Genomic DNA, 21,948 nt, shown 5'->3' with positions numbered 1-21,948 from the left:
AAAAAGACTCGGCTTTAAAAGTCCGAGTCAGGTATTATGGCAACAATATGGTGTTGCACTTCAAATGCTAATCTAAGTTTTTTAAAAGGCATACTAAAAAAAATAAAAAGTAGCAATTTCAATACATTCCACAATATCTACACAGTTTTAATAAAACACTACATTATAAATTTAACCTTATTATTCAGTGACTTATTTAGATAAAATTACATAAGATTACGCTATTCACATTGCGGTAACTTTCCTGTGATTGACGATCTTTGGAATTGGTCTACACTTAAAGTTGTAACAAAAAGTGTAATATTTTAACTCACGATTTGAGGGGTATTAACCATGAAAAAATTAGCGATTGCTTCAGCACTACTTTCAGCAATAGCCATGACTGGAACAGCAGCACATGCTTACCAAGCTGAAATTGGTGGATCAGCGGGAGTAATTGATCCGGACAACGGTGGAACCAGCGGTTCTTTCGGTGTTGATGGTACATATTACTTCAATCCAGTTCAAACTCGTAATGCACCATTGGCAGAAGCGGCATTCCTTGACCGTGCTAGCAATGTAAGCGCTCAATACCAATATGATGAAGTGGGTGATGATGATCGTCATCGTTATGGTGTAGGCGTTGAATACTTTGTACCAAATTCCGATTTTTATTTAAGTGGTAACGTGGGTCGTGATGATATCAAACGCGACAACGGCCGTGATTTTGATGAAACTGTCTATGGCGCCGAAATTGGTTATCTTCCAGCACCAGGCTTATTAATTGCTGCGGGTCTGAAAGGTTATGATAATGACTACGATGATGGTGTAGATCCAACGCTTCGTGCTAAATATGTGACTACATTAAGCAATGGTAAAGATATTAACCTGGAAGCAGGTGCAGGATTTGGTGATCTAGATGAATGGAATCTGGCAGCAGACTACTTCATCGATAAAACTCTCAGTGTTGGTATAGATTATTATAGTAAAGATCATGGTTTTGCAGATACCAATGAATTTGGTATCAGTGCACGTAAGTTCATTAACCAGCAAGTAAGCTTGGAAGGTCGCGTAGGTTTTGGTGAAGTAGGGAATAATGACTACAACAAATTTGGTGTAGCTGCGAAATACCGCTTCTAATTTAAACCACGATACTTTTCATTCAAAAGAAACCCATCCTCGGATGGGTTTTTTTATTGCACTTTTAACAGGCATTTAGGTATTTTTTGCACATTGACGGATCAAATATAAACCGTACAATTTGTTACAACTGTTAATCAAACAGTTATATTTTTATAACAAAGAGAGAAATCTAAATGCTTAAGAAACTTGCTCTTGCTACAGCACTTATTGCTAGCCTAGGAACTGCACATGCTTATCAAGCTGAACTCAATGCTGGATATGAGAACACAGATCTTGATGGTTTTAGTGATGATGTAAATACATTTTCTATAGGTGGAAAATATTATTTAAACGGAGTGCAAGTTAAAAATTCACCTCTTGCTGAAGCAGCTTTTTTAGGTAGAGCAAGTAATATTGGTTTAGCTTATGCTCATGCGAATACTGACGATGAAGGCGCTGAGCTTAAAATTGATACTGTAGGCATCAATGGTGAATTCTTTATTCCAGATTCGCAATTCTACGTTGCTGGTAGCTTAAACCGTGCAGAAGTAACTGTTGAAAATGAATTTGGTAAAGTGTCTGATGACAATACAGGTTACGCTGTTGAAGCTGGTTATTTACCGATTAATGGCCTACTTTTAGCTGTTGGTATTTCAAAAGAAAATATCGATGCGTATCAAGCAGGCAAAAAAGGCTTTATCAATACTTTTAGCTCTGCTTCTGCATTAGCAGATGATACTGCTTTTACTCTACGTGCTAAATATGTAACTCTCATTGGCAACCACTACGCTAACTTTGAAGCGTCAACTGCTTTCGGTGATGAAACAGCATATGGTGTTGCTGCTGATCTTTATATTGATCCAACGTTAAGCGTTGGTGTATCTATTAACGATACAACTTTAGAAGATTTTGATACTGTCTTCTCAGTACGCGCACAAAAATTCTTTACCCCTGCTATTGCAGCTGGCGTAAATTATACGACTACTGACGGTGCTGACTCTTTTGGAATTAACGGTACTTTCCGCTTCTAATCTCTCCGTTGAAAAGAAAAAACCGCTCTAGTGAGCGGTTTTTTATGGCCTATTAGCTACTGTTCTAAATGAATAATCCGCATCTGCAGGCTGACATTGCCGTTAAAGATATTTTTATCCAGCTCATAGACCAACCGCGTATTTTTCATTGGGTCAAAACTATATTTATCCGCTGCATTGAAGGCAATCGCATCCACCACCTGACCATTCTCCAAAGCCACGCGCAATTTCAGATGGACATCTTTGAGCCAGCGATAGTCCATAATTTTAAATACACCCTCAAAAGTCGGCTGGGGAAATTTTTGCCCCCAAGGACTTAAGTTTTGCAACAAGTCGACTGTTTCAATCTGAAAAGCAGAACTTGGCAATTCCCCATCTGTCCATAAAGTTGCAGTGAATAAATCCTCATCCATCTGTGCAACGAGATTTTCAAAAACCTGTTTAAATTCAGAAAAGTACTGTTTTTTTATCGTCAAACCTGCCGCAGCTGCATGTCCACCAAAGTGGCTGACCAGATGCGGAAACTGTTCCGCAACCCGTTCAATGCTATCCCGAATGTGAATACCTTCAATCGAGCGTGCCGAACCTTTAATATGAATGCCATCCTCATCAGCAGCGAAGACAATACTTGGACGATGAAACTGCTCTTTCAAACGTCCTGCTACAATCCCGATGACACCCTGATGCCAATGCTGTTCAAACATAATCAGTGCAGCAGGCAGTTCAGTTGCATCCCACTGAATTTTATCCAGCTCAAGCAGCGCTTCCTGCTTGATTTTTCCTTCCACCTGACGGCGTTCAACATTGAGCTTATTGAGTTGTTCAGCCAGTGGATAGGCCGTGGCCAGATCAGGAGCCAGCAGACATTCGATGCCGATGTCCATGGTTTCCATGCGTCCAGCGGCATTAATCCGCGGGCCCAGCACAAAGCCCAAATCCTGAGCTTTCAGACCAGCGGGATCACGTTTGGCAATATCAAGTAGCGCACTGATTCCTGCGCGGCACTGCCCTTGCTGAATCCGTTTCAGACCTGCATCGACCAGAATGCGGTTGTTGTAGTCCAGACTCGCGACATCGGCATAAGTACCGAGCGCCACCAGATCAAGATAGTTAATAATTGAGGTGGTGGATTTTCCCAGTTTTTTACGATGTGTAGACAAATTAGCAAGAACGTAAAAAGCCACCCCGACCCCGGCCAAGGCTTTACTTGGAAAGTCGCAACCCAGCTGATTGGGATTGACCACCGCTTCAGCTTCAGGTGTCGGCTTGGTCGTGAGATGATGATCGGTAATGATCACCTGCATGCCGTGATCCTGCGCCTGTTTTACTCCGTCATGGCTGGAAATGCCATTGTCCACGGTAATCAGTAAATCAGGGGTAAAATTGACAAAGGCCAGGTCTGCAATTGCAGGTGTCAGTCCATACCCATATTTAAAACGGTTCGGTACCAGATAATCGACCTTTGCACCCATATCCCGAAGTGCCAGCACCATCAAAGCAGTACTGGTCGCGCCATCAGCATCATAATCACCGACAATCACGATTTTCTGGCCACGATCAATCGCCTGATCGATCAGTTGAATGGCTTCAGGCAATCCTTTCATGGTCGGTGCCAGCAGATGCTTCAGCTTGAGTTCCAGCTCCTGCCCAGATGCCACCCCACGCCGGGCCAGAATCTCGGCTACAAATGCAGGAACACCCGATAAGTTTTCAGGACGGGTTAAAAAAGGTCGCTGTTTGATTTCCAGTTTTTGCATGGTTATGGCATTAAGCGCTCTAAAGTCCAGCCATCATCGCTTTTACGATAACTCAGACGGTCATGTAAACGGTTGGGACGACCCTGCCAGAATTCATAATAATCTGGCTCGAGACGATAGCCACCCCAGAAGACCGGTTTGTCCAGCTCTTGCTGATTCGCGACCTGATGATGCAAATCCCAGAACCGCTGTTGCAAATCTTCACGGCTACCAATCACCCCGCTTTGCGGCGTACTGACATGTGCGGCAATCTGGCTATCACGTGGACGTTTATGATAGTAATCGGTGGATTCTTCTTCCGAGATTTTCATTACACGACCCGAAATACGAATCTGGCGCTCCTGATCCTGCCAGTAAAACAACAGTTCGGCATACGGATTTTCAGCCAGATCCAGACCCTTCTGACTGTCATAATTGGTATAGAAGTCATAGCCTGCTTCAGTGGCACCACGTAACAGCACAGTACGCACATGCGGACGCCCTTGTGCATTGGCAGTCGCCAGCGACATGGCATAGGGTTCATGCGATTTCGCTTCCAGTGCATGGTTAAACCATTGCAGGAACTGCATATGCGGATTCGGATTGACTTGCTGTTCCTGCAACTCGCCTTTTTCATAATTCAGGCGTAGCTCACTCAGATCCTTGATCAGATCACTCATCATTTATGCTCCCGTTAAGCAGCATTGGCACGTACAGCATCTGCCAAGCTATTTGCAAGTGTGGTAACTTCAGCCAGATCATCACCTTCGACCATCACCCTGATGACCGGTTCTGTGCCTGATTTGCGAATCAATAAACGGCCACGGCCTTTAAGGTGCTGTTCGGCTTTTTCAAATTCAGCTGCCAGTGCCGGTACTGAATAAGGATCAAACATGGCATCTAAACGTACATTGACCAGGACATTTGGCAGCAGTTTAAAGTCAGCTACCAGTTCATGCAGGGCTTTTTTCTGTTCCACCATCACCGTTAAGACCTGCAAGGCGGCAATAATCGCATCGCCTGTGGTGCTCTTGTCCAAAGTCAGAATGTGACCTGAAGGCTCACCACCAATGGTCCAGCCATTTTCTTCCAGACCCTGCAATACATAACGGTCACCCACTTTGGCACGCAATAAGGGTACTTGCGCTTTTTCTAGCGCCAGTTCCAGTGCCATGTTGCTCATTAAGGTACCCACAATCCCAGCCGGTTTTTTCGAGCTTTGAGTGGCCAAGATATACAGTATATGGTCGCCATCAATCAGTTTGCCGTATTGATCCACCAAGACCACACGGTCGGCATCGCCATCAAACGCAACGCCCAGATCCGCTTTATACTCAAGTACCGCCTGTTGCAAGCTTTCAGGATGGGTGGAACCGCAATTATCATTAATATTTAAACCGGTTGGTTCATCATGAATGGCAATGACCTTGGCACCCAGTTCACGGAACACCGCAGGTCCGACGTTATAGGCCGCGCCATTGGCACAATCCACCACGATAGTTAAATCATTCAGATCCAGGTGATATGGGAACGTCGATTTACAGAACTCAATATAACGGCCGTTGGCATCTTTGACCCGGACACTTTTACCCAGATTCGCCGTATCTTCAATGACCATTTCTTTATCAAGTTCTTGATTAATTTCTTCTTGGATAGCATCTGGCAATTTCTTGCCTTCCGCAGAAAAGAACTTGATCCCATTGTCAAAGTAAGGATTATGTGACGCAGAAATGACGATTCCCAAGCTGGCATGCAGGGCACGAGTCAGATGGGCAATCGCTGGTGTCGGTAATGGACCCAAGAGATGAACATACACACCGGCAGCATTTAAACCTGCCTGCAAGGCCGCTTCCAGAATATAGCCAGACAAACGGGTGTCTTTACCTAAAACCACCAGCGGTTTGGATTTTTTGCTATGACGTTTTAAAACTTTTCCGGCTGCAAATCCCAGTTTCAGGGCAAACTCAGGGGTAATCGGCAATTCGCCAAACTTTCCACGGATACCGTCCGTACCAAAATAACTCATCTTTATCTCACTTCTTCGCGGATGATTGATATCACCCATTTTTTTCCTTGTGCCACACTTTACACCAAAATAAAAAAGCCGTCATTTGCATGACGGCTTTTTCAAATTTTAAATCACGGGAGATTAACCCACACGATAGTTTGGTGCTTCTTTGGTAATCGTCACATCATGTACATGTGATTCCGACATACCGGCAGAAGTGATTTTTACAAACTTGGCATTTTGACGCAGGTCTTCAATTGTCGCAGAACCGGTATAACCCATCGAAGAACGTAGGCCACCCATCATCTGATGCACGATATTGCCCATTGGACCTTTGTACGGTACGCGACCTTCAATGCCTTCAGGAACCAATTTCTCGGCACCGGCTTTAGCGTCCTGGAAGTAACGGTCTGCAGAACCGGTTGCACCCGCCATTGCACCCAATGAACCCATACCACGATAGGCTTTGTAGTAACGGCCCTGGAAGAATTCAACTTCGCCTGGTGCTTCTTCAGTACCTGCCATCAATGAACCGACCATAATGGTACTTGCACCAGCGCCAATGGCTTTGGCCATATCGCCAGAGAAACGAATACCGCCATCCGCGATCAAAGGAATCTGGTCTTTTAGTGCATTGGCAACAGAATCAATCGCAGAGATTTGCGGCATGCCAATACCGGCCACAATACGTGTGGTACAGATTGAGCCAGGACCGATCCCGACTTTTACTGCATCAGCACCTGCATCAAGAAGCGCCAGCGCAGCATCACCTGTGGCGATGTTACCGCCAATCACCTGCACTTGTGGATAGTTGGCTTTCACCCAACGTACACGCTCAATCACACCTGCAGAATGGCCATGTGCAGTATCAACTACAATCACGTCCACACCTGCGTCAACCAGGGCTTCTACGCGGCTTGGCGTTTCTGCGCCGGTACCGACTGCAGCACCAACACGCAGACGACCCAAATCATCTTTACAGCTGTTTGGATACAATTCAGCTTTACGGAAATCTGTTACCGTAATCAAGCCTTTCAGCTCTTGCTGATCATTAACCACCAGTACTTTTTCAATACGATGCTGTTGTAATAAAGCTTGAATGTTTTCTTTCGATTCGCCTTCACGAACCGTCACCAGACGATCCTGACCAGTCATGATGTTGCTGACTGGCTGCTCAAGATTGGTTTCAAAGCGTGTATCACGACCGGTCACGATACCCACCACTTTGCCGTCTTTCACAACGGGCACACCACTGATGTTATTGGCTTGAGTCAAGGCAATCAGTTCACGTACTGTGGTTTCAGGAGTCACTGTAATCGGGTCTTTGACCATACCCGCTTCGAATTTTTTCACACGGCGCACTTCTGCAGCCTGAACAGCGATATCCATGTTCTTGTGCAAAATACCGATACCACCATTTTGCGCCATTGCAATTGCCATACGGGACTCAGTCACCGTATCCATTGCTGCGGACACAAGAGGAATATTCAGGTTAATGCCACGAGTTAAACGTGTCTTTAGGGAGACATCTTTTGGAAGAACAGTAGAATAGGCAGGGAGTAATAGGACATCATCGAAGGTTAACGCGTCTTGAACGATGGTCAACATAACAGTCTCACTGGTAATTTCCGTGCACTATTATAAACAAATATCGGCTTAAATTTCATTGCAATTGCAAAATTATTTTTTTCTTCAAGCGTTGTACCAGCAGAGCGATTTGTATTCTGGGGTAGTCCCTTATGCTTAATAATCGAGTTTCCTAACTTAATATACCCTGATCCTTCGAGACTGTTGTAAAAAGCAGAGCCTAAGCTCTGCTACGGATGGATTCAGCTGACATATTCAAAACTGTCATCATTCTCGGCTTCATCAGTTTCAATCTGAACAAAGGGCAACATATTGTGTGCCACACGTGCCTTGTTGCATTGCTGATCGGCAATCTGCACTTCTTTGCAGGATGAACTGCGCAGCTCATACATACCGCAGCTTACCTGCTGGCCGATGGTGCCATCCAGTGCGATACAGCGTGGATTTTTTTGATTGGTTCCAGCCATACATGAATAAACTGCATTAACAGGTTCAGTATAGTGCTCAGGCATATGAATCCCTTCAGCCCAATAAAAAGAAACCCTGAAATAGGCGCAACACGCCCCACAGCTTAAACACGCATCCGGTGTTGGAATTTGAGACAACATTTCTTATAAGTTCTCGTCATCAAAAAAATTTTTTGAAGAAGAAATATAAAAAATGTTGTTTTTCCATACAAGAAAAATTTTATCTTTTGGATGAACTATTCAGGACAGGTAAAAACCGTTTCATCCATCAGATCGGTACCGCATTGCAGCGTTTCAATCCAGTCGAGAAACTGGGTAATCTGTTCTTTGCCGATAAATGGCGTACCATGCTGCGGCACGATCATCTCGATCTCCATGCCGCGCACCATTTGCACCCAGAGACGAATGACCTTGTTATTGCACATATAGCGCTGATGGAAACTTTTCATTTTCGGAATATGCGCGGCAAAGTTTTCCAGTGGCTTTGCGGCATCTTCAACCATGGACGCGCCCATATCACCGGAAAACAGGATTTTGGCAACCGGATCATAAAACTGGAAGTTCCCAACCGAATGCAGGAAATGCGCCGGTACTGCCACAATATGAGATTGACCGAGCGGAACGATCTGACCGTGATCAGGAAGCTCTACCAGGCGGTCCAGCCAGTTACCTTTCATCCGGTCACTCATAAAAGCTGAGTTTAAGTGGGGCAAGAAACGTGCCCAGAGCTTGGATGCGACGACTTTGGCATCCGTATAGACCAGCCAGCGTGGCATCGAGGTAATAATATCCGGATCCTGATGCGAGGCCATGACATAATCCAGATTGGTCAAACGGGTATATTTATTCAGTTCCATGGTCAGCGGCACATAGGTTAAATCACCCCCCGGATCGAGCACCGCAGCACGTTCATGATCAATGATCAGAAACTGGTTTGCCTGAACGCCTTCACCTTTAACCAGGCTGGTAAAGCTGATGCATTTATGCGTCCCGTTATCAAACAGAACCTGCGATGTGGTGCGTTCGAAAGCCATGTAAATTCCCCAATTTATAATAAAAATGACACTTTTATACCCGTATAAAATATATGGAATTAGTCAAACTTACAATCAATAGAACTGACCATATCATGCTATTTATCAACATTTCGACAGCATTTTAAGCATAAAAAATCCTGAGTTTTTAGCTCAGGATTCACATAAATATTATTTTATTCTTTAAAAGAAATAATGTTGAACCAGGGTTGCCACACCAATCACCAGGAAAATCGCCGCACCAATTTTATGAATCAGGCTGATTGGCAATCTGTTGGCTAGTTTATCACCTAAAAAGACCGCAGGTGCATTGGCCAGCATCATACCCAAAGTGGTCCCAAGCATGACCCAGAATACGCTGTCGAAACGTGCCGCCAGTGCAACTGTGGCAATCTGGGTTTTATCGCCAATTTCTGCCAGAAAGAACAGAATAAAGGTCGCACCAAATACCCCGAATTTTTGCCATTTATTGATGCTGGCATTTTCATCCCCGAGTTCATCCGGAATCAGCATCCAGATAGCCATCGCGATAAAGCCAAGCGAAACGATCCACATCAGTACCTCTGGCCCAATCACTGTAGTGACCCATTGTCCCAATACCGCAGAAAGGCCGTGGTTAATCACCGTCGCCAATAAAATGGCAACTAAAATAGGAACAGGTTTGCGAAAGCGTGCGGCAAGCAGCAATGCCAGCAATTGGGTTTTATCACCCATTTCAGCCAGTGCTACGATTGCAGTCGACAGTAGGAATTCATACATGAGGTTTTTCTCTGGCTAGCATCCAATACCAATGACTCACCGCTCCTGCTAGCCAAAATCTGCAGAGTGGTAAATCAAAGGTCTTGCCAACAAAAGAAAGCTTGGAAAAGCTGACTTGGTTCTTTGCTATGATGACCATGCCCGGTTGAGCAAATATGTTGACCATCACCCTTCTGCTTTGCGCAAAAGGCGGCTACTCCCCAATGAAGTGCGCCAAGTATAGAATCAAATAGATTATTTTTCAATGCAGCAGAAAAAACCCTGCCGAAGCAGGGTTTTTTATATCCTCTTTGTCTTTCTCCCAGAGAGAAAAACAAAGGCCTAGAGATAAGGTTTTAGATGAGCAAAGTACGAATATCTTTAAGCAGCTTGGTCAGCTTGTTGGTGAAACGAGCAGCATCTGCACCATTGATCACACGGTGATCGTATGACAATGAAAGCGGCAGCATCAAGCGTGGATCAAAACCTTCACCATTCCAGACCGGTTGCATGGTTGCAGGTGAAATACCCAGAATCGCCACTTGTGGCCAGTTGACCAACGGTGTAAATGCCGTACCACCAATTGAACCCAGGCTAGTAATAGTGAAGTTCGCGCCTTGCAGATCTTTCGGTGACAATTTCTTGTCACGCGCTTTCTGGCTTAGTTCTCCCAGCTCAACTGCAATCTGTTTAATTGACTTCTGATCTGGATGACGCAGCACAGGCACGGTCAAACCATCTGGCGTTGCGACCGCGATACCCATATGGATCTCGTTACGTAACAATACTGACTTGCCATCATCAGCCAAGTGACCGGCAAACTCTCGCTCTTCTTTTAACAAGTGCGCAACTGCTTTGATGATGAACGCCATAATGGTCAGACCAATGCCGTCTTTCTTGAAGTTGCCTTTCAGTTCATTACGCCATGCTTCCAGTTCCGTAATATCTGCTGCATCAAACTGGGTCACTTGCGGAATGAAATTATTCAGCGACAACTGTGGAATGGACACTTGTTGCAAACGCGTCAAGGTTTTCTCTTCCACTCCACCAAAAGCGCTAAAGTCTGGCAGTTTTGGCAGTCCTGCGACTTGGGCAGCAGCGGCGACAGGAGCCGCCTGCGGCGCAGTAAGACGCGATTTGACATAGGCTTTCAGGTCTTCTTTCATGACGCGCGCATGTGGACCAGAGGCCTTGACATCTGCCAGCACGACGCCAAGCTCCCGAGCCAGTTTACGCACAGCAGGACCGGCATAGACTTTCGAGTTGGCCGCATTCTGCTCTTTGGTCAGCTTGTCGACATTATCCGACGTCGCGACTGCCTGATTAGAAGATGCCGCAGGTGCCGGTACTGCTTTTGTAGCAGGCACTTTTGATTCTTCTGCTGCTTTTGCTACTTCTGCCTTGGCTGCAACAGGAGCAGCTTCTGCTTCGATCGTCACCAGTGCAAGACCTTGAGAGACATTTTGACCCAGTTCAACATGAATGGCTTTGATAACCCCGGCCGCAGTACTTGGTACTTCAACAGTCGCCTTGTCTGATTCAACCACGATGATGCTCTGGTCTTTTTCAACCGTATCACCGACCTGAACCAGAATTTCAGCCACAGCCGCCTTGTCTACACCCAGGTCAGGCACGGCAATTTCAACATCACCTGCAGGTGCTGCTGGCGTTTGTGGTGCTTCGACTGCTTTCTCTTGGGTCGCCGCTTGAGCAACTGGTGCTTGAGGTGCTTCTGTCGGTGCTTGCGCTGCCGAAACAGCCGTTTTCACTTTCAGAATGACTACACCTTCTTTAATGGTATCGCCATCTTTAATCTCGATGGATTCCACCATGCCTGAAACCGTACTTGGCACCTCAACAGTCGCCTTGTCTGATTCCACCACCACGATGCTTTGATCTACCTCAATTTCATCACCGACAGCGACCAGGATTTCACCCACTGTGGCTTTCTCTACACCAATATCAGGCACTTGCACATCGACCACTTGTGAGCCTGCTTGCGCTTCAGGAGCAGCAGAAGCTTTGGGCTGATGTGAAGCGATTTCCTGCATGATTTCCTGATCAGGCAATGCGGTTGGCGTATTTTCTGAAGTTTTTTGTGATGCATCTGCTTGCTGTGGCTCGACCACATCAGTGCTACCGTCTTCAGCTTGCAGTTCAATCAGTACCGCGCCTTCAGCCACTTCATCACCCTGGCTGACCAGAATGCTTTTCACCACACCGGCGGAAGTGCTAGGCACTTCAACAGAGGCTTTATCAGATTCAAGCAATACGATGCTGTCATCGACCGCAATCGTATCACCGACTTTGACCAGAATTTCGGCCACTGTTGCCTTATCTACACCAATATCGGGAGTCGTAATTTGCATGCTTAGTTCTCCTCTTTGTAGTCAGCAACAGCATGTACTGATGGAGTTTCTTGCGGTGCCCAAGCCACTGGACGATCGGTATCAAGCTCGAAAGTCGAGATCGCATCTTTAACCAGACGCGGATCAACTTCACCTTCATCAGCCAGTTTTTTCAGGGTGGCCACTACAATATGTGCAGCATCAACACCAAAGTAGCTGCGCAAGTTGCCACGTGTATCTGAACGGCCATAACCGTCAGTACCCAGTGCTACGAATGGACGGTTATCCGGAAGATAAGCACGAATCTGTTCACTATAGGCACGCATGTGATCGGTTGCAGATACCACAATACCTTCAGTACCACGGAGCTGTTTCGATACCCATGCTTCTTTCACGTCTTCAGCCAGCGGATGCAAGCGGTTGTATTCTTCACATGCCATGCCGTCACGTGCCAGTTCATTGAAGCTGGTCACACTGTAGACATTCGAGTGGATCTGGTATTCCTCACGCAGGATCTTCGCTGCCTTGATCACTTCACGCAGAATCACACCTGAGCCCAGTAACTGAACGGTAGCTTTCTCGTCTTCTTCAAGCAGGTACATACCGCGCTTGATACCTTCTTCAACACCTTTTGGCATTTCAGGATGTTCGTAGTTTTCGTTCATTACGGTCAGGTAATAGAACACACGTTCCTGATTCACATACATACGTCGTAAACCGTCATGCACGATCACTGCCAACTCATAACCGAAACATGGGTCATAAGCGACACAGTTTGGAATGGTACTGGCCAGGATATGTGAATGACCATCCTGATGCTGCAAGCCTTCACCGTTCAGTGTGGTACGGCCTGCTGTTGCGCCCAGCAAGAAACCTTGTGCCTGTGCATCACCTGCAGCCCATGCAATATCACCGATACGCTGGAAACCAAACATCGAGTAGTACATGTACATCGGAATCATTGGCAGGTTATTGGTTGAATAACTGGTGCCTAATGCCGCCCATGCACTCATGGCACCGGCTTCGTTAATCCCTTCTTGCAACATGTGACCGTCTTTGGCTTCACGGTAATGCATCAGCTGTTCTTGGTCTTCCGGAGTATATTTCTGGCCATGCGCGGCATAAATACCCAACTGACGGAACATGCCCTCCAGACCGAAAGTACGTGCTTCATCAGGTACGATTGGCACAACACGATCTTTAATCGCTTTCTCTTTAAGAAGTGCCGAGATTAAACGCACCATCACCATCGTGGTGGACTGTTCTTTGCCGTTCGAACCCGCCAAGACCGAATCAAATACAGACAGCTCAGGAATTGCCAACTGCTCGCTGTCTTTGCGACGTGCAGGTAGATAACCACCCAGCGCTTCACGACGAGCCTTCATATATTTAATTTCAGGAGAATTTTCACTAGGACGATAGAACGGCACTTCTTCCAGCTGTTCATCAGTGAAAGGAAGATTGAAACGGTCGCGCACATATTTCAAAGAATTAATCTGCATCTTCTTGATTTGATGCGTTTTATTAACTGCTTCGATTTCTTCCGACAAACCATAACCTTTCACGGTTTTCGCCAGGATCACGGTCGGCTGACCTTTGGCAGTACAAGCTTCGGCATAAGCCGCAAAGACTTTGTACGGATCGTGACCGCCGCGGTTCAGATTATCAATATCTTCATCACTTAAATCTTTCACCAGCTCTTTGGCTTCCGGATATTTACCAAAGAACTTTTCGCGTGCATAAGCACCACCTTTTACCTGGTAGCGCTGGAAATCGCCATCCACCGCTTCTTCCATCACTGCTTTCAGTGCACCAGATTTATCTTTCGCTAGTAATGGATCCCAGTGACGGCCCCACACGACTTTAATTACACGCCAGCCTGCACCGCGGAATAGCGACTCAAGCTCCTGAATGATCTTGCCATTCCCACGTACCGGACCATCCAGACGTTGCAAGTTACAGTTCACCACCCAGATGAGGTTATCGAGCTTTTCACGACCGGCCAGAGAAATTGCACCCAAGCTTTCCGGCTCATCCATCTCGCCATCGCCCAGATAAGCCCAGACTTTACGGTCTTCTTCTTTGATCAGGCCACGGTTCATCAGGTACTTTTGAATATGTGCCTGATAAATTGACATGATTGGACCCAGACCCATCGATACAGTCGGGAACTGCCAGTAGTCCGGCATCAGATAAGGATGCGGATAAGATGGCAGACCTTTACCGCCGACTTCGCGACGGAAATTATTCAGATGCTCTTCGGTCAGACGGCCTTCCAAAAATGAACGCGCGTAAATACCCGGTGCACAATGGCCCTGGTAATAGATCATGTCACCGCCAAAGTGGTCACTGTTGGCCCGGAAAAAGTGGTTAAAGCCGACATCGTAAAGGGTCGCAGAAGAAGCAAAGCTCGCCAGGTGACCACCGAGGTCATCACCGGTTTTATTCGCACGCAATACCATTGCCAGAGCATTCCAACGGATCAGCGCACGAATACGACGCTCCATATCCTGATCACCCGGCATGGCAGGCTGTTCTTCAACAGAAATCGTATTTAAGTAGGGAGTATTTAAACGCTGAATAGGAACATGCTTTGCGATTGCGCGTTGATAAAGTTTTTCTAATAAAAATGCTGCACGCTCAGTGCCCATATGCTGCAAAACCGAATCAAATGCATCTTGCCATTCCTGGGTTTCTTGCGCGTCTGTATCACCATAAAACGCCATAATCTACAGTTCCTAAAAGCCTAATCTAATAGCCTATATGTACCATATTTGAGACCTCAGCTGGTATGGCCCTAGCTGAATGCGATTTGGCAGTACTATTTAGGAACTAAATGATTGGTGACGTATAATTACACTACATAACAAAAAACAGCCAATAAAGGCGATTTATTATACAATCATTATAATAGTTGGTGATAATATGATATTTAAAAGCGATTAAATAAAAAGCCCCTCAATTTGATTTGAAGAGCTTTCAGATTAAGTGTTTAAAACTGCTTAATGGAGATTATTTATGTATAGAGATATATCTCGCTATCCCAGACTATATTTAAGGTAACATGGCCAAATAAGTCGATGGGTTTTTACGTTGACCGTCTTTTACTACTTCATAATGTAAGTGTGGACCGGTACAGCGACCAGTACAGCCTACATTGGCAATATGATCACCCGCTTGCACCTGTTCTCCCACACGTGCAATAAGTCGTGAAGCATGAGCATAACGTGTTAAATAGCCGTTGCCATGATTGATTTCAACATATTGGCCATAACCTGTACCCCAACCTGACTTGGTCACAATACCGGGACCAGTAGCATAGATCGGTGTACCGCTTGGTGCAGCGAGATCAAGGCCTGAATGATTTTCAGCACGGCCACCCATGGTACGCCCGCCGTAACTTGAACTTATGCGAGAATTAGGTAAAGGATGGGAAATCAACCAAGAGTAAGTGCTGTTTGCTGCCGCTTTGTTAGAGGAAGTACTGGCATACTTCTGAGCAAGTGTTCGATTGTTAAGCTCAACAGGTTTCTCACGCAGTTGAACATTTAATTTGGTTTGCGCTGGGATATCGATATCATCTGGATGAGTATATGCACCCTGTGCCAAAGTCCGTGTCAATTGCTCGATACGATCTGTTGAACCATTTTCTTGATTTAGATTGACTAAATCTGCAAACGCTACCGAGGCAGCTGAAGCCGACAAAGAAAATGCCAACAAAATACGTCGCATATGCATAAAAAACCTCTCTAAACTGCTTTAATCGAGTTTCTTGAAGATCTCTATCCTTGATATCCACTAAAAGAAGCGCATAAGATTAAGACATAAATATGTAGGAACAATGTATGTCTGAACCTGTCAACGTTTTTCAACAAACAAGAAAGCAGATAAAAACAGGAAACTTTTCGTTTCTCTCATCACAAGTTGCCGCTTGGCAGAAACTTACGAAACTCGTACAACCGCTGTTGCCCCAACCGGAACGCTGGCAAGTTGTTTGCTATCAAAATGGTGTGTTAACGATTACTGGTGAAAACCAGGCCATGATCAGTCAACTGGCCTATCTTCAAAAGCAATACATCTCACAACTCTCTCAAATAAATGAATTAACAGATCTCACTAAAATTCAAGTTTGCTTGCGGAATCCTTCGCAAATGCCCCCTGCTCCAGTAACACCTGAAAGAGCCTTAAATGCAGAAACACAGGAATTACTTCGTAGTGCGGCTGACTTTATAAGCGACCCTAAGCTTAGCCAAGCTTTACTACGTTTGGCAAGCAATAAAAAGTAACATAGCAATCAAATGTAATAAATTAAAAAGTAACCATTATGTGACCTGTATCACAGTATTAACGCAGTAATAAAAACATAAAGACACAAACACAATGACTTATGTCACATTCACATACATGATTGGACAATTAGACTCGTCATCAAATGTTACAATTTCATAGCAGCTTGGATCACTTTTCACATTGCGTAAAAGTTGATTATTCAAGGCATGTCCAGATTTATAACCGTCAAATTTGGCAATAATCTGATGTCCGAGCAGATATAAATCACCGACGGCATCCAGAATTTTATGCCGTACAAATTCGTCCGAGAAACGCAAGCCTTCTTCATTAACGACCCCGGTTTCATCCACTCCAATCGCATTTTCCAGACTGGCTCCCAACGCCAGATTATTGGCTTTGAGATAATCCAGATCTTTCATAAAACCAAAGGTACGTGCTTCACTGACTTCATAAACAAAAGTTTCAGTAGAAAAATCGATGCTGGCGGACTGATGTTCTTTTTTAAAGGCAGGATGATCAAAATCGATGGTGAAATTAAGCTGGAAGCCTTGATGGGGGCTAAAAACGGCACGCTTGTCATCAATTAGTGCTTCAACCGGTTTAATAATCTTGACGAATTTTTTGGCAGCATCCAGCTCTTGTAATCCACCTTGCATTAACAGGTAAATAAACGGACCTGCACTGCCATCCATAATCGGTACTTCAGAGGCAGAGACTTCAATTATCAGATTATCAATTCCCAAACCGGCAATCGCACTCATGACATGCTCAATCGTACCCACTTTGGCATTTTCCTGAACCAGATTCGAGCACATAAAGGCTTCCTGAATCAGCATGGCATCAGCCGGAATGTCCACTGGTGGGTTCAGGTCTATACGACGAAACACAATTCCCCCATCGGCATGGTGCGGCACAAAGTTAATCATGACTTTCTGCCCACTGTGAAGACCGATTCCGCTCGCTTTCACGATACGTTTCAGGGTGCGTTGTTTCAACATGCTTTTATCATCTGTTCATCTATAAAACCGCTATACGTTAGCATATTTGGCCATTGATAAAAAACAAAAAGGTGGCTTTTAAGCCACCTTTACTGTGTAATCCAAGTAAACACATCATGTTACATGTTATTTACGTTGTTGATTCTTAAGATAATCCTGAATACTCATTGGCGTTGGGCGCGGGCTGGAAACTGAAGCTGCTGCCGGGTTCGCTGCTGCTCCTGTTTCATGCTGCTGACGCTGAATTGCCGGCACATCGTCATCTTCAACCACGGCCTGTGCAGCAGCTGGACGAGTTGCCTGTACATTGGTACGTTTGGTCGGCTCAACTGAATCGGCTGCATGGCGGGTGAGACCTGTTGCAATTACGGTCACACTGATTTCATCGCGTGCATCCGGATCAAAAACGGTACCGTAGAACACCTGACCTTCATCTAAATCGACAATCTGGTTGACAACATCGGTAATTTCTTCAATTTCACCAAAAGTCACATCATCGCCGCCGGTTACATTGATCAGAATACCTTTGGCATTCATGATGGTCACGTTATCGAGCAATGGACTACGGATCGCCTGTTCAGCTGCCTGACGGGCACGGTTTTCACCACGACCCAGACCAACACCCATCATGGCATAACCACGTGTGCTCATAGCGGTTTTCAAGTCAGCAAAGTCAAGGTTGATATGACCTGGACGTACCACTAAATCAAAAATACTGCGTACAGCATTCAGTAGCACATCATCCGCTTTTTTATATGCATCTTTCATTGAAATATCACGAAAGACTTTCAATAACCGCTGGTTTGGAATGATGATCAATGAGTCTACATGCTGCTCAAGGGCTTCGATACCTTTTTCAGCAGACTGTAAACGACGTTTACCTTCGAAGTTGAAGGGCGTAGTTACCACACCTACAGTCAGGATACCCATTTCTTTGGCAATTTCAGCTACGACTGGCGCAGCACCGGTACCGGTACCACCACCCATACCTGCTGTCACAAATACCATATCTGTGCCTTCAAGCTGCTGGCGGATCAGTTCACGACTTTCTTCCGCTGCAGTCTGGCCCACTTGCGGATTTGCACCGGCACCCAGACCACGGGTACTCTGCTCGCCCAGCTGAATTTTAAATTCAGCTTCCATGCGATCCAGTGCCTGCTTGTCCGTATTGGCACAAACAAACTTTACACCCTGAATATCGGACTGCAACATATGCTGTACAGCATTACCACCCGCACCACCTACACCAAATACAGTGAAACGGGCTTGACCATTGCTATCGCTATGATCGTCTTCGAAAAATTCAAATGAGGCCATGACCTATAAAATTCCTAATTCATAATTGGCAGTCACTAAGCCCGTATACTGCCTTAATCTTGATAAAATTGTTTTTAAGAATGCTGCTCATGCGTTCACTTGTCAAGTACAAGCCCGATTAACTACATCTTCTCAACAATATTCACAATAAAAATCGACTTAAAAGATGGATTTCAAGGTGTCGTTAAAGCCAGACCAGGCTCTTTTCACCCGCTGAGCCAATGACAACCGTTCTACATCATCCTGCTCCACTATCGTGTCCTGGGTATCACTCTGGCTAAACATCAACAAACCAGCCACAGTGCTATATTGCGAACGACGCAAAGCGGCCTGATGAGGTTCATCCGCATACACCTGAGTCGGCGGATTACCTAAATGCGCCGAGACTCCCATGGTACGGCGGACAAAACTCACCATTCCTTCAATATGACTGGCATCCCCGGTCAGGACTACCCCATGATATAAGCCCTGGAGAGCACCGTTTTTCACCAGCTCATCACGCACCAGTCCGAGAATTTCTTCATAACGCGCCATAATGATTTCAGTCAGCTCGATCCGGCTGATGGTCTGTGGTCCATCAATGCCCTGGAACTGAATCATATGGTCAGGCTTGACCACTTTCAGGTCAACACAGCCGTACAGCAATTTCAGACGTTCAGCTTCTTCGGTTGTGGTTTGCAATACTGCTGCAATATCACGGGTCACATGTTCACCGCCACGCTGGAAAGTATGGGTTAAGGCCAGACGGCCATCTACATACACTGCAACATTGGTCGTGCCAGCCCCAATATCTACCAGACATACGCCATATTCTTTTTCGTCTTTGAGCAGGCTGGCTTCAGCGGTGGCCAGACTCGACACCACCATTTTTTCTACGCCGATATTGGCCCCTTTCAGGGCACGGTCAATATTCTGCATGGTACTGATCGGCAGCATCATCAGATGATAATGTCCGGTCATGCTATGTGCCGACATCCGAATCGGATTCAGCACCCATTCCGGTGAATCATCCAGCTCAAAGCCCAGAGGCACAGCGCTGACCAGATAATGGTCTGAAGTCAAATGACTGGCTTTGGCCAACTCCAGTGCACGTACCACTTCGCTGGTGGTAATCGCATGTTCGCTATTGTCGATCGAGGTACGCCCCGATGCATAAAAGCTTTTTAATTCGGCACTTGGAATAGAAACCCAGGCAGAATGTACTCGACATTCTGCCATATCTTCTGCTTCTTGAACGGCATTTTTAATTGCAGTAATAACTTTATCGAGACTGACAATTTTCCCTTTACTCATGCCTCGGTTACGAGCGGTGGCCATACCAATCACTTGGATATTGTCTGGCGCGTGTACCTTGCCAATCAAAACTGAAACTTTGTGTGTCCCAATGTCAATCGCCACAACCGAGGGAACAGCTTCACTCATTATTCACTACTACCATTACGTGTTTGTTAGATTTATGGCTTTAAATGCCTCTATTTTTTAAAGCCGGTCATTATGGCTTTACTGTTACATTATTCTCAACGCCCATGTCATTAATGGTTACAATAAAATGTCCATTTACAATTTTAGGCGAAATTGAATTTTTCCACTGTATCGACAATCCATTGCGATAACGCAGGTCGATAGCCGAGATTTTAGACCAGACCGGCTTCAAATCACGCTGGGACAGCTGACTCAAACGCTGTAATTTGCTCATGGTCTGATCTTTATCCACAATTATTCTTAAACCCGAATCAAACTGCATAAACCAGGTCATTCGCTCGGTGAGGTATAATTCTTTTAGACGAATGCCTTGTGGTAAAAATAACTGATTAATTTCATTATAACGACGCATCATGGTTTCTGCATGGCTCGCCGGCCCATGTAGTAACGGTAATGCCTGATAATTCTTGGGTGTGACTTCCGTAAAAATCACGCCACTGTCACTTAATAAACGCCCTGTTCCCCAACGTGCAATTGCATGATGCGGCATGACCCTGACCCGAATACCATTTGGCCACGCTCGAGAAACCACGACCCGGTCCACCCAGGACAATTCCAGGGTACGGTCGCGGATCGCTTCCAAATCCGAAGTAAAATAGTTTTCGGTCACAATCGGTGATACATATTGCATGACCTGATGCTGTTCAGCAGCCGAGCGCGTACCTACTACGCCCAGTTCTGCTACATCAGTATTGGTCATGACTTTATATAAACCCCATACTCCAGCGGCCAGTACCAGCACCGCGATACACAACAATAACCAACCACCAAAATTAGCCAGCTTTTCTTTGCGTGTTGGCGGCTTGTCGTGAATCGAGGTAATTGCAGCACGTTTACGGCGCATGGAAACAGGAAGCTGAGCCATATTTAGTGTGCCGAACCGGTCAGAGTCTGTTCCAGAATCGCAACACACAGCTCATCAAAACTGTATCCGACTGCAGCTGCCGCTTTTGGCACTAGAGAATGACTGGTCATACCCGGCACGGTGTTGACTTCAAGCAGCCAGAAATTGCCCTGTTCATCCTGCATGGCATCAATCCGGCCCCAACCGCTGGCGCCGACTGCCTGGAACGCGCGTAAACTCAAGGCTTTTAACTGCTGCTCTTCAGCTTCGCTTAAACCACACGGGATGCCATATTGCACATCATTACGGTTATATTTAGCTTCATAGTCGTAGAAGGCAACATCTTGAGGCGGTTCAAGACGAATCACCGGCAGCGCCTGACCATTTAAAACCACAATGGTGAATTCACGACCGGTAATCCATTTTTCTGCCATCACTACGGCATCGTGTTCAGTTGCCTTGGCAATCGCTTCGGCAAAGTCTTCAATTTTTTCGACCTTGCTCATACCGATACTGGAACCTTCATGTACCGGCTTGATAATCAAAGGCAAACCTAAAGAATTAACAATGTCAGCCGCATCGGAATCTTTGGTGACAATGCGATATGGTGCTGTCGGCAATTCCGAGCCCTGCCAGACCTGTTTGGTCTTGACCTTGTCCATGCCGATGGCAGAACCTTGTACGCCCGTACCGGTATATGGTACGTCTAACCATTCCAGCACACCCTGGATCTGGCCGTCTTCCCCGCCACGACCATGCAATACAATGAATGCACGATCATAATTCACCAATTCTGTGACACTACGCTCCTGCGGATCAAACGCTTCCGCATTGACCCCTGAACGCACTAATGCCTCAAGTACCGCCGTACCACTGTCTAAAGAAACCTCACGCTCTGCAGATTTACCACCAAGCAACACGGCAACTTTTCCGAATTTTGAAGCATTTGACACGTTTATATCCTTAA

General features: G+C 45.7%; 18 protein-coding genes and 1 riboswitch. Of the genes, 3 read left to right on the top strand and 15 right to left on the bottom strand.

Annotated elements, in window-relative coordinates:
• The first annotated feature begins 333 nt into the window (after positions 1 to 333).
• On the top strand, positions 334 to 1,119 hold the full coding sequence (locus tag H9629_RS10005) for a putative porin (protein WP_064102614.1): 786 nt from the start codon (positions 334 to 336) through the stop codon (positions 1,117 to 1,119).
• 176 nt (positions 1,120 to 1,295) lie between these two features.
• Positions 1,296 to 2,132 carry a putative porin gene (locus H9629_RS10000; protein ID WP_064102613.1) on the top strand — a complete coding sequence of 279 codons (837 nt, stop codon included), beginning with the start codon at positions 1,296 to 1,298 and terminating at the stop codon, positions 2,130 to 2,132.
• A gap of 56 nt (positions 2,133 to 2,188) precedes the next feature.
• On the opposite strand, the gene recJ is transcribed toward H9629_RS10000, so the two are convergent.
• From recJ to H9629_RS09950, 10 genes are all read right to left on the bottom strand, one after another.
• Positions 2,189 to 3,889 carry a single-stranded-DNA-specific exonuclease RecJ gene (recJ, locus tag H9629_RS09995; RefSeq protein WP_191731018.1) on the bottom strand — a complete coding sequence of 567 codons (1,701 nt, stop codon included), beginning with the start codon at positions 3,887 to 3,889 and terminating at the stop codon, positions 2,189 to 2,191.
• Between the two features lie 2 nt (positions 3,890 to 3,891).
• The gene (gene pdxH / locus H9629_RS09990; protein WP_064102611.1) at positions 3,892 to 4,548 is read right to left on the bottom strand and encodes a pyridoxamine 5'-phosphate oxidase; all 657 of its coding nucleotides are present in this window, start codon (positions 4,546 to 4,548) and stop codon (positions 3,892 to 3,894) included.
• 14 nt (positions 4,549 to 4,562) lie between these two features.
• Positions 4,563 to 5,894 (bottom strand): phosphoglucosamine mutase, encoded by a 1,332-nt coding sequence (glmM, locus tag H9629_RS09985; RefSeq protein WP_191731017.1) that lies wholly within the window; start codon positions 5,892 to 5,894, stop codon positions 4,563 to 4,565.
• Positions 5,895 to 6,017: 123 nt separating this feature from the next.
• Positions 6,018 to 7,484: an IMP dehydrogenase gene (gene guaB, locus H9629_RS09980; protein WP_064095056.1), complete on the bottom strand. Its 1,467-nt coding sequence runs from the start codon at positions 7,482 to 7,484 to the stop codon at positions 6,018 to 6,020.
• Between the two features lie 221 nt (positions 7,485 to 7,705).
• Positions 7,706 to 8,071 (bottom strand): YkgJ family cysteine cluster protein, encoded by a 366-nt coding sequence (locus H9629_RS09975; RefSeq protein ID WP_081406316.1) that lies wholly within the window; start codon positions 8,069 to 8,071, stop codon positions 7,706 to 7,708.
• Positions 8,072 to 8,166: 95 nt separating this feature from the next.
• Complete coding sequence (locus H9629_RS09970) at positions 8,167 to 8,964, bottom strand: oxygen-binding di-iron domain-containing protein (protein ID WP_064102608.1); 798 nt, start codon at positions 8,962 to 8,964, stop codon at positions 8,167 to 8,169.
• A 183-nt stretch (positions 8,965 to 9,147) separates the two neighbouring features.
• A complete protein-coding gene (locus tag H9629_RS09965; RefSeq protein ID WP_064095059.1) occupies positions 9,148 to 9,723 on the bottom strand; it encodes a TMEM165/GDT1 family protein in 576 nt (191 codons plus the stop codon).
• Between the two features lie 72 nt (positions 9,724 to 9,795).
• Positions 9,796 to 9,937: riboswitch (yybP-ykoY riboswitch) on the bottom strand.
• 121 nt (positions 9,938 to 10,058) lie between these two features.
• On the bottom strand, positions 10,059 to 12,071 hold the full coding sequence (locus tag H9629_RS09960) for a 2-oxo acid dehydrogenase subunit E2 (protein WP_191731016.1): 2,013 nt from the start codon (positions 12,069 to 12,071) through the stop codon (positions 10,059 to 10,061).
• 2 nt (positions 12,072 to 12,073) lie between these two features.
• Positions 12,074 to 14,776, bottom strand: coding sequence for a pyruvate dehydrogenase (acetyl-transferring), homodimeric type (gene aceE / locus H9629_RS09955; protein WP_064095061.1), 2,703 nt, complete (start codon positions 14,774 to 14,776; stop codon positions 12,074 to 12,076).
• Between the two features lie 328 nt (positions 14,777 to 15,104).
• Positions 15,105 to 15,788, bottom strand: coding sequence for a M23 family metallopeptidase (locus H9629_RS09950; RefSeq protein WP_180040788.1), 684 nt, complete (start codon positions 15,786 to 15,788; stop codon positions 15,105 to 15,107).
• 107 nt (positions 15,789 to 15,895) lie between these two features.
• On the opposite strand from H9629_RS09950, the gene H9629_RS09945 reads away from it, so the two are divergent.
• A complete protein-coding gene (locus H9629_RS09945; RefSeq protein WP_064095063.1) occupies positions 15,896 to 16,336 on the top strand; it encodes a DciA family protein in 441 nt (146 codons plus the stop codon).
• 99 nt (positions 16,337 to 16,435) lie between these two features.
• On the opposite strand, the gene lpxC is transcribed toward H9629_RS09945, so the two are convergent.
• The 5 genes from lpxC to H9629_RS09920 all read right to left on the bottom strand — a co-directional run bounded on the left by lpxC (position 16,436) and on the right by H9629_RS09920 (position 21,934).
• Complete coding sequence (lpxC, locus tag H9629_RS09940) at positions 16,436 to 17,338, bottom strand: UDP-3-O-acyl-N-acetylglucosamine deacetylase (protein WP_064095064.1); 903 nt, start codon at positions 17,336 to 17,338, stop codon at positions 16,436 to 16,438.
• A gap of 126 nt (positions 17,339 to 17,464) precedes the next feature.
• Positions 17,465 to 18,655 carry a cell division protein FtsZ gene (ftsZ, locus tag H9629_RS09935; RefSeq protein ID WP_064095065.1) on the bottom strand — a complete coding sequence of 397 codons (1,191 nt, stop codon included), beginning with the start codon at positions 18,653 to 18,655 and terminating at the stop codon, positions 17,465 to 17,467.
• A gap of 159 nt (positions 18,656 to 18,814) precedes the next feature.
• A complete protein-coding gene (gene ftsA / locus H9629_RS09930; RefSeq protein ID WP_064095066.1) occupies positions 18,815 to 20,077 on the bottom strand; it encodes a cell division protein FtsA in 1,263 nt (420 codons plus the stop codon).
• A 70-nt stretch (positions 20,078 to 20,147) separates the two neighbouring features.
• Positions 20,148 to 21,002 carry a cell division protein FtsQ/DivIB gene (locus tag H9629_RS09925; RefSeq protein ID WP_064095067.1) on the bottom strand — a complete coding sequence of 285 codons (855 nt, stop codon included), beginning with the start codon at positions 21,000 to 21,002 and terminating at the stop codon, positions 20,148 to 20,150.
• Between the two features lie 2 nt (positions 21,003 to 21,004).
• Positions 21,005 to 21,934: a D-alanine--D-alanine ligase gene (locus H9629_RS09920; RefSeq protein ID WP_144724149.1), complete on the bottom strand. Its 930-nt coding sequence runs from the start codon at positions 21,932 to 21,934 to the stop codon at positions 21,005 to 21,007.
• Between the last annotated feature and the right edge of the window lie 14 nt (positions 21,935 to 21,948).

It is taken from the genome of Acinetobacter pecorum (genome assembly GCF_014837015.1).
Lineage (GTDB): Bacteria > Pseudomonadota > Gammaproteobacteria > Pseudomonadales > Moraxellaceae > Acinetobacter > Acinetobacter pecorum.
The sequence above is the reverse complement of the archived record's forward strand: the minus strand, read 5'-3'. Positions and strand labels throughout refer to the sequence as shown.

What these genes read in the sequence shown, in the direction of transcription:
- glmM (WP_191731017.1), bottom strand. Translation starts at nt 5,894, where the DNA reads ATGAGTTATTTTGGTACGGACGGTATCCGTGGAAAGTTTGGCGAATTG.
- H9629_RS09925 (WP_064095067.1), bottom strand. Translation starts at nt 21,002, where the DNA reads ATGGCTCAGCTTCCTGTTTCCATGCGCCGTAAACGTGCTGCAATTACC.
- pdxH (WP_064102611.1), bottom strand. Translation starts at nt 4,548, where the DNA reads ATGAGTGATCTGATCAAGGATCTGAGTGAGCTACGCCTGAATTATGAA.
- H9629_RS09960 (WP_191731016.1), bottom strand. Translation starts at nt 12,071, where the DNA reads ATGCAAATTACGACTCCCGATATTGGTGTAGATAAGGCAACAGTGGCC.
- H9629_RS09975 (WP_081406316.1), bottom strand. Translation starts at nt 8,071, where the DNA reads ATGTTGTCTCAAATTCCAACACCGGATGCGTGTTTAAGCTGTGGGGCG.
- H9629_RS10005 (WP_064102614.1), top strand. Translation starts at nt 334, where the DNA reads ATGAAAAAATTAGCGATTGCTTCAGCACTACTTTCAGCAATAGCCATG.
- lpxC (WP_064095064.1), bottom strand. Translation starts at nt 17,338, where the DNA reads ATGTTGAAACAACGCACCCTGAAACGTATCGTGAAAGCGAGCGGAATC.
- H9629_RS09965 (WP_064095059.1), bottom strand. Translation starts at nt 9,723, where the DNA reads ATGTATGAATTCCTACTGTCGACTGCAATCGTAGCACTGGCTGAAATG.
- aceE (WP_064095061.1), bottom strand. Translation starts at nt 14,776, where the DNA reads ATGGCGTTTTATGGTGATACAGACGCGCAAGAAACCCAGGAATGGCAA.
- guaB (WP_064095056.1), bottom strand. Translation starts at nt 7,484, where the DNA reads ATGTTGACCATCGTTCAAGACGCGTTAACCTTCGATGATGTCCTATTA.
- recJ (WP_191731018.1), bottom strand. Translation starts at nt 3,889, where the DNA reads ATGCAAAAACTGGAAATCAAACAGCGACCTTTTTTAACCCGTCCTGAA.
- ftsZ (WP_064095065.1), bottom strand. Translation starts at nt 18,655, where the DNA reads ATGGCCTCATTTGAATTTTTCGAAGACGATCATAGCGATAGCAATGGT.
- H9629_RS09950 (WP_180040788.1), bottom strand. Translation starts at nt 15,788, where the DNA reads ATGCATATGCGACGTATTTTGTTGGCATTTTCTTTGTCGGCTTCAGCT.
- H9629_RS10000 (WP_064102613.1), top strand. Translation starts at nt 1,296, where the DNA reads ATGCTTAAGAAACTTGCTCTTGCTACAGCACTTATTGCTAGCCTAGGA.
- ftsA (WP_064095066.1), bottom strand. Translation starts at nt 20,077, where the DNA reads ATGAGTGAAGCTGTTCCCTCGGTTGTGGCGATTGACATTGGGACACAC.
- H9629_RS09945 (WP_064095063.1), top strand. Translation starts at nt 15,896, where the DNA reads ATGTCTGAACCTGTCAACGTTTTTCAACAAACAAGAAAGCAGATAAAA.
- H9629_RS09970 (WP_064102608.1), bottom strand. Translation starts at nt 8,964, where the DNA reads ATGGCTTTCGAACGCACCACATCGCAGGTTCTGTTTGATAACGGGACG.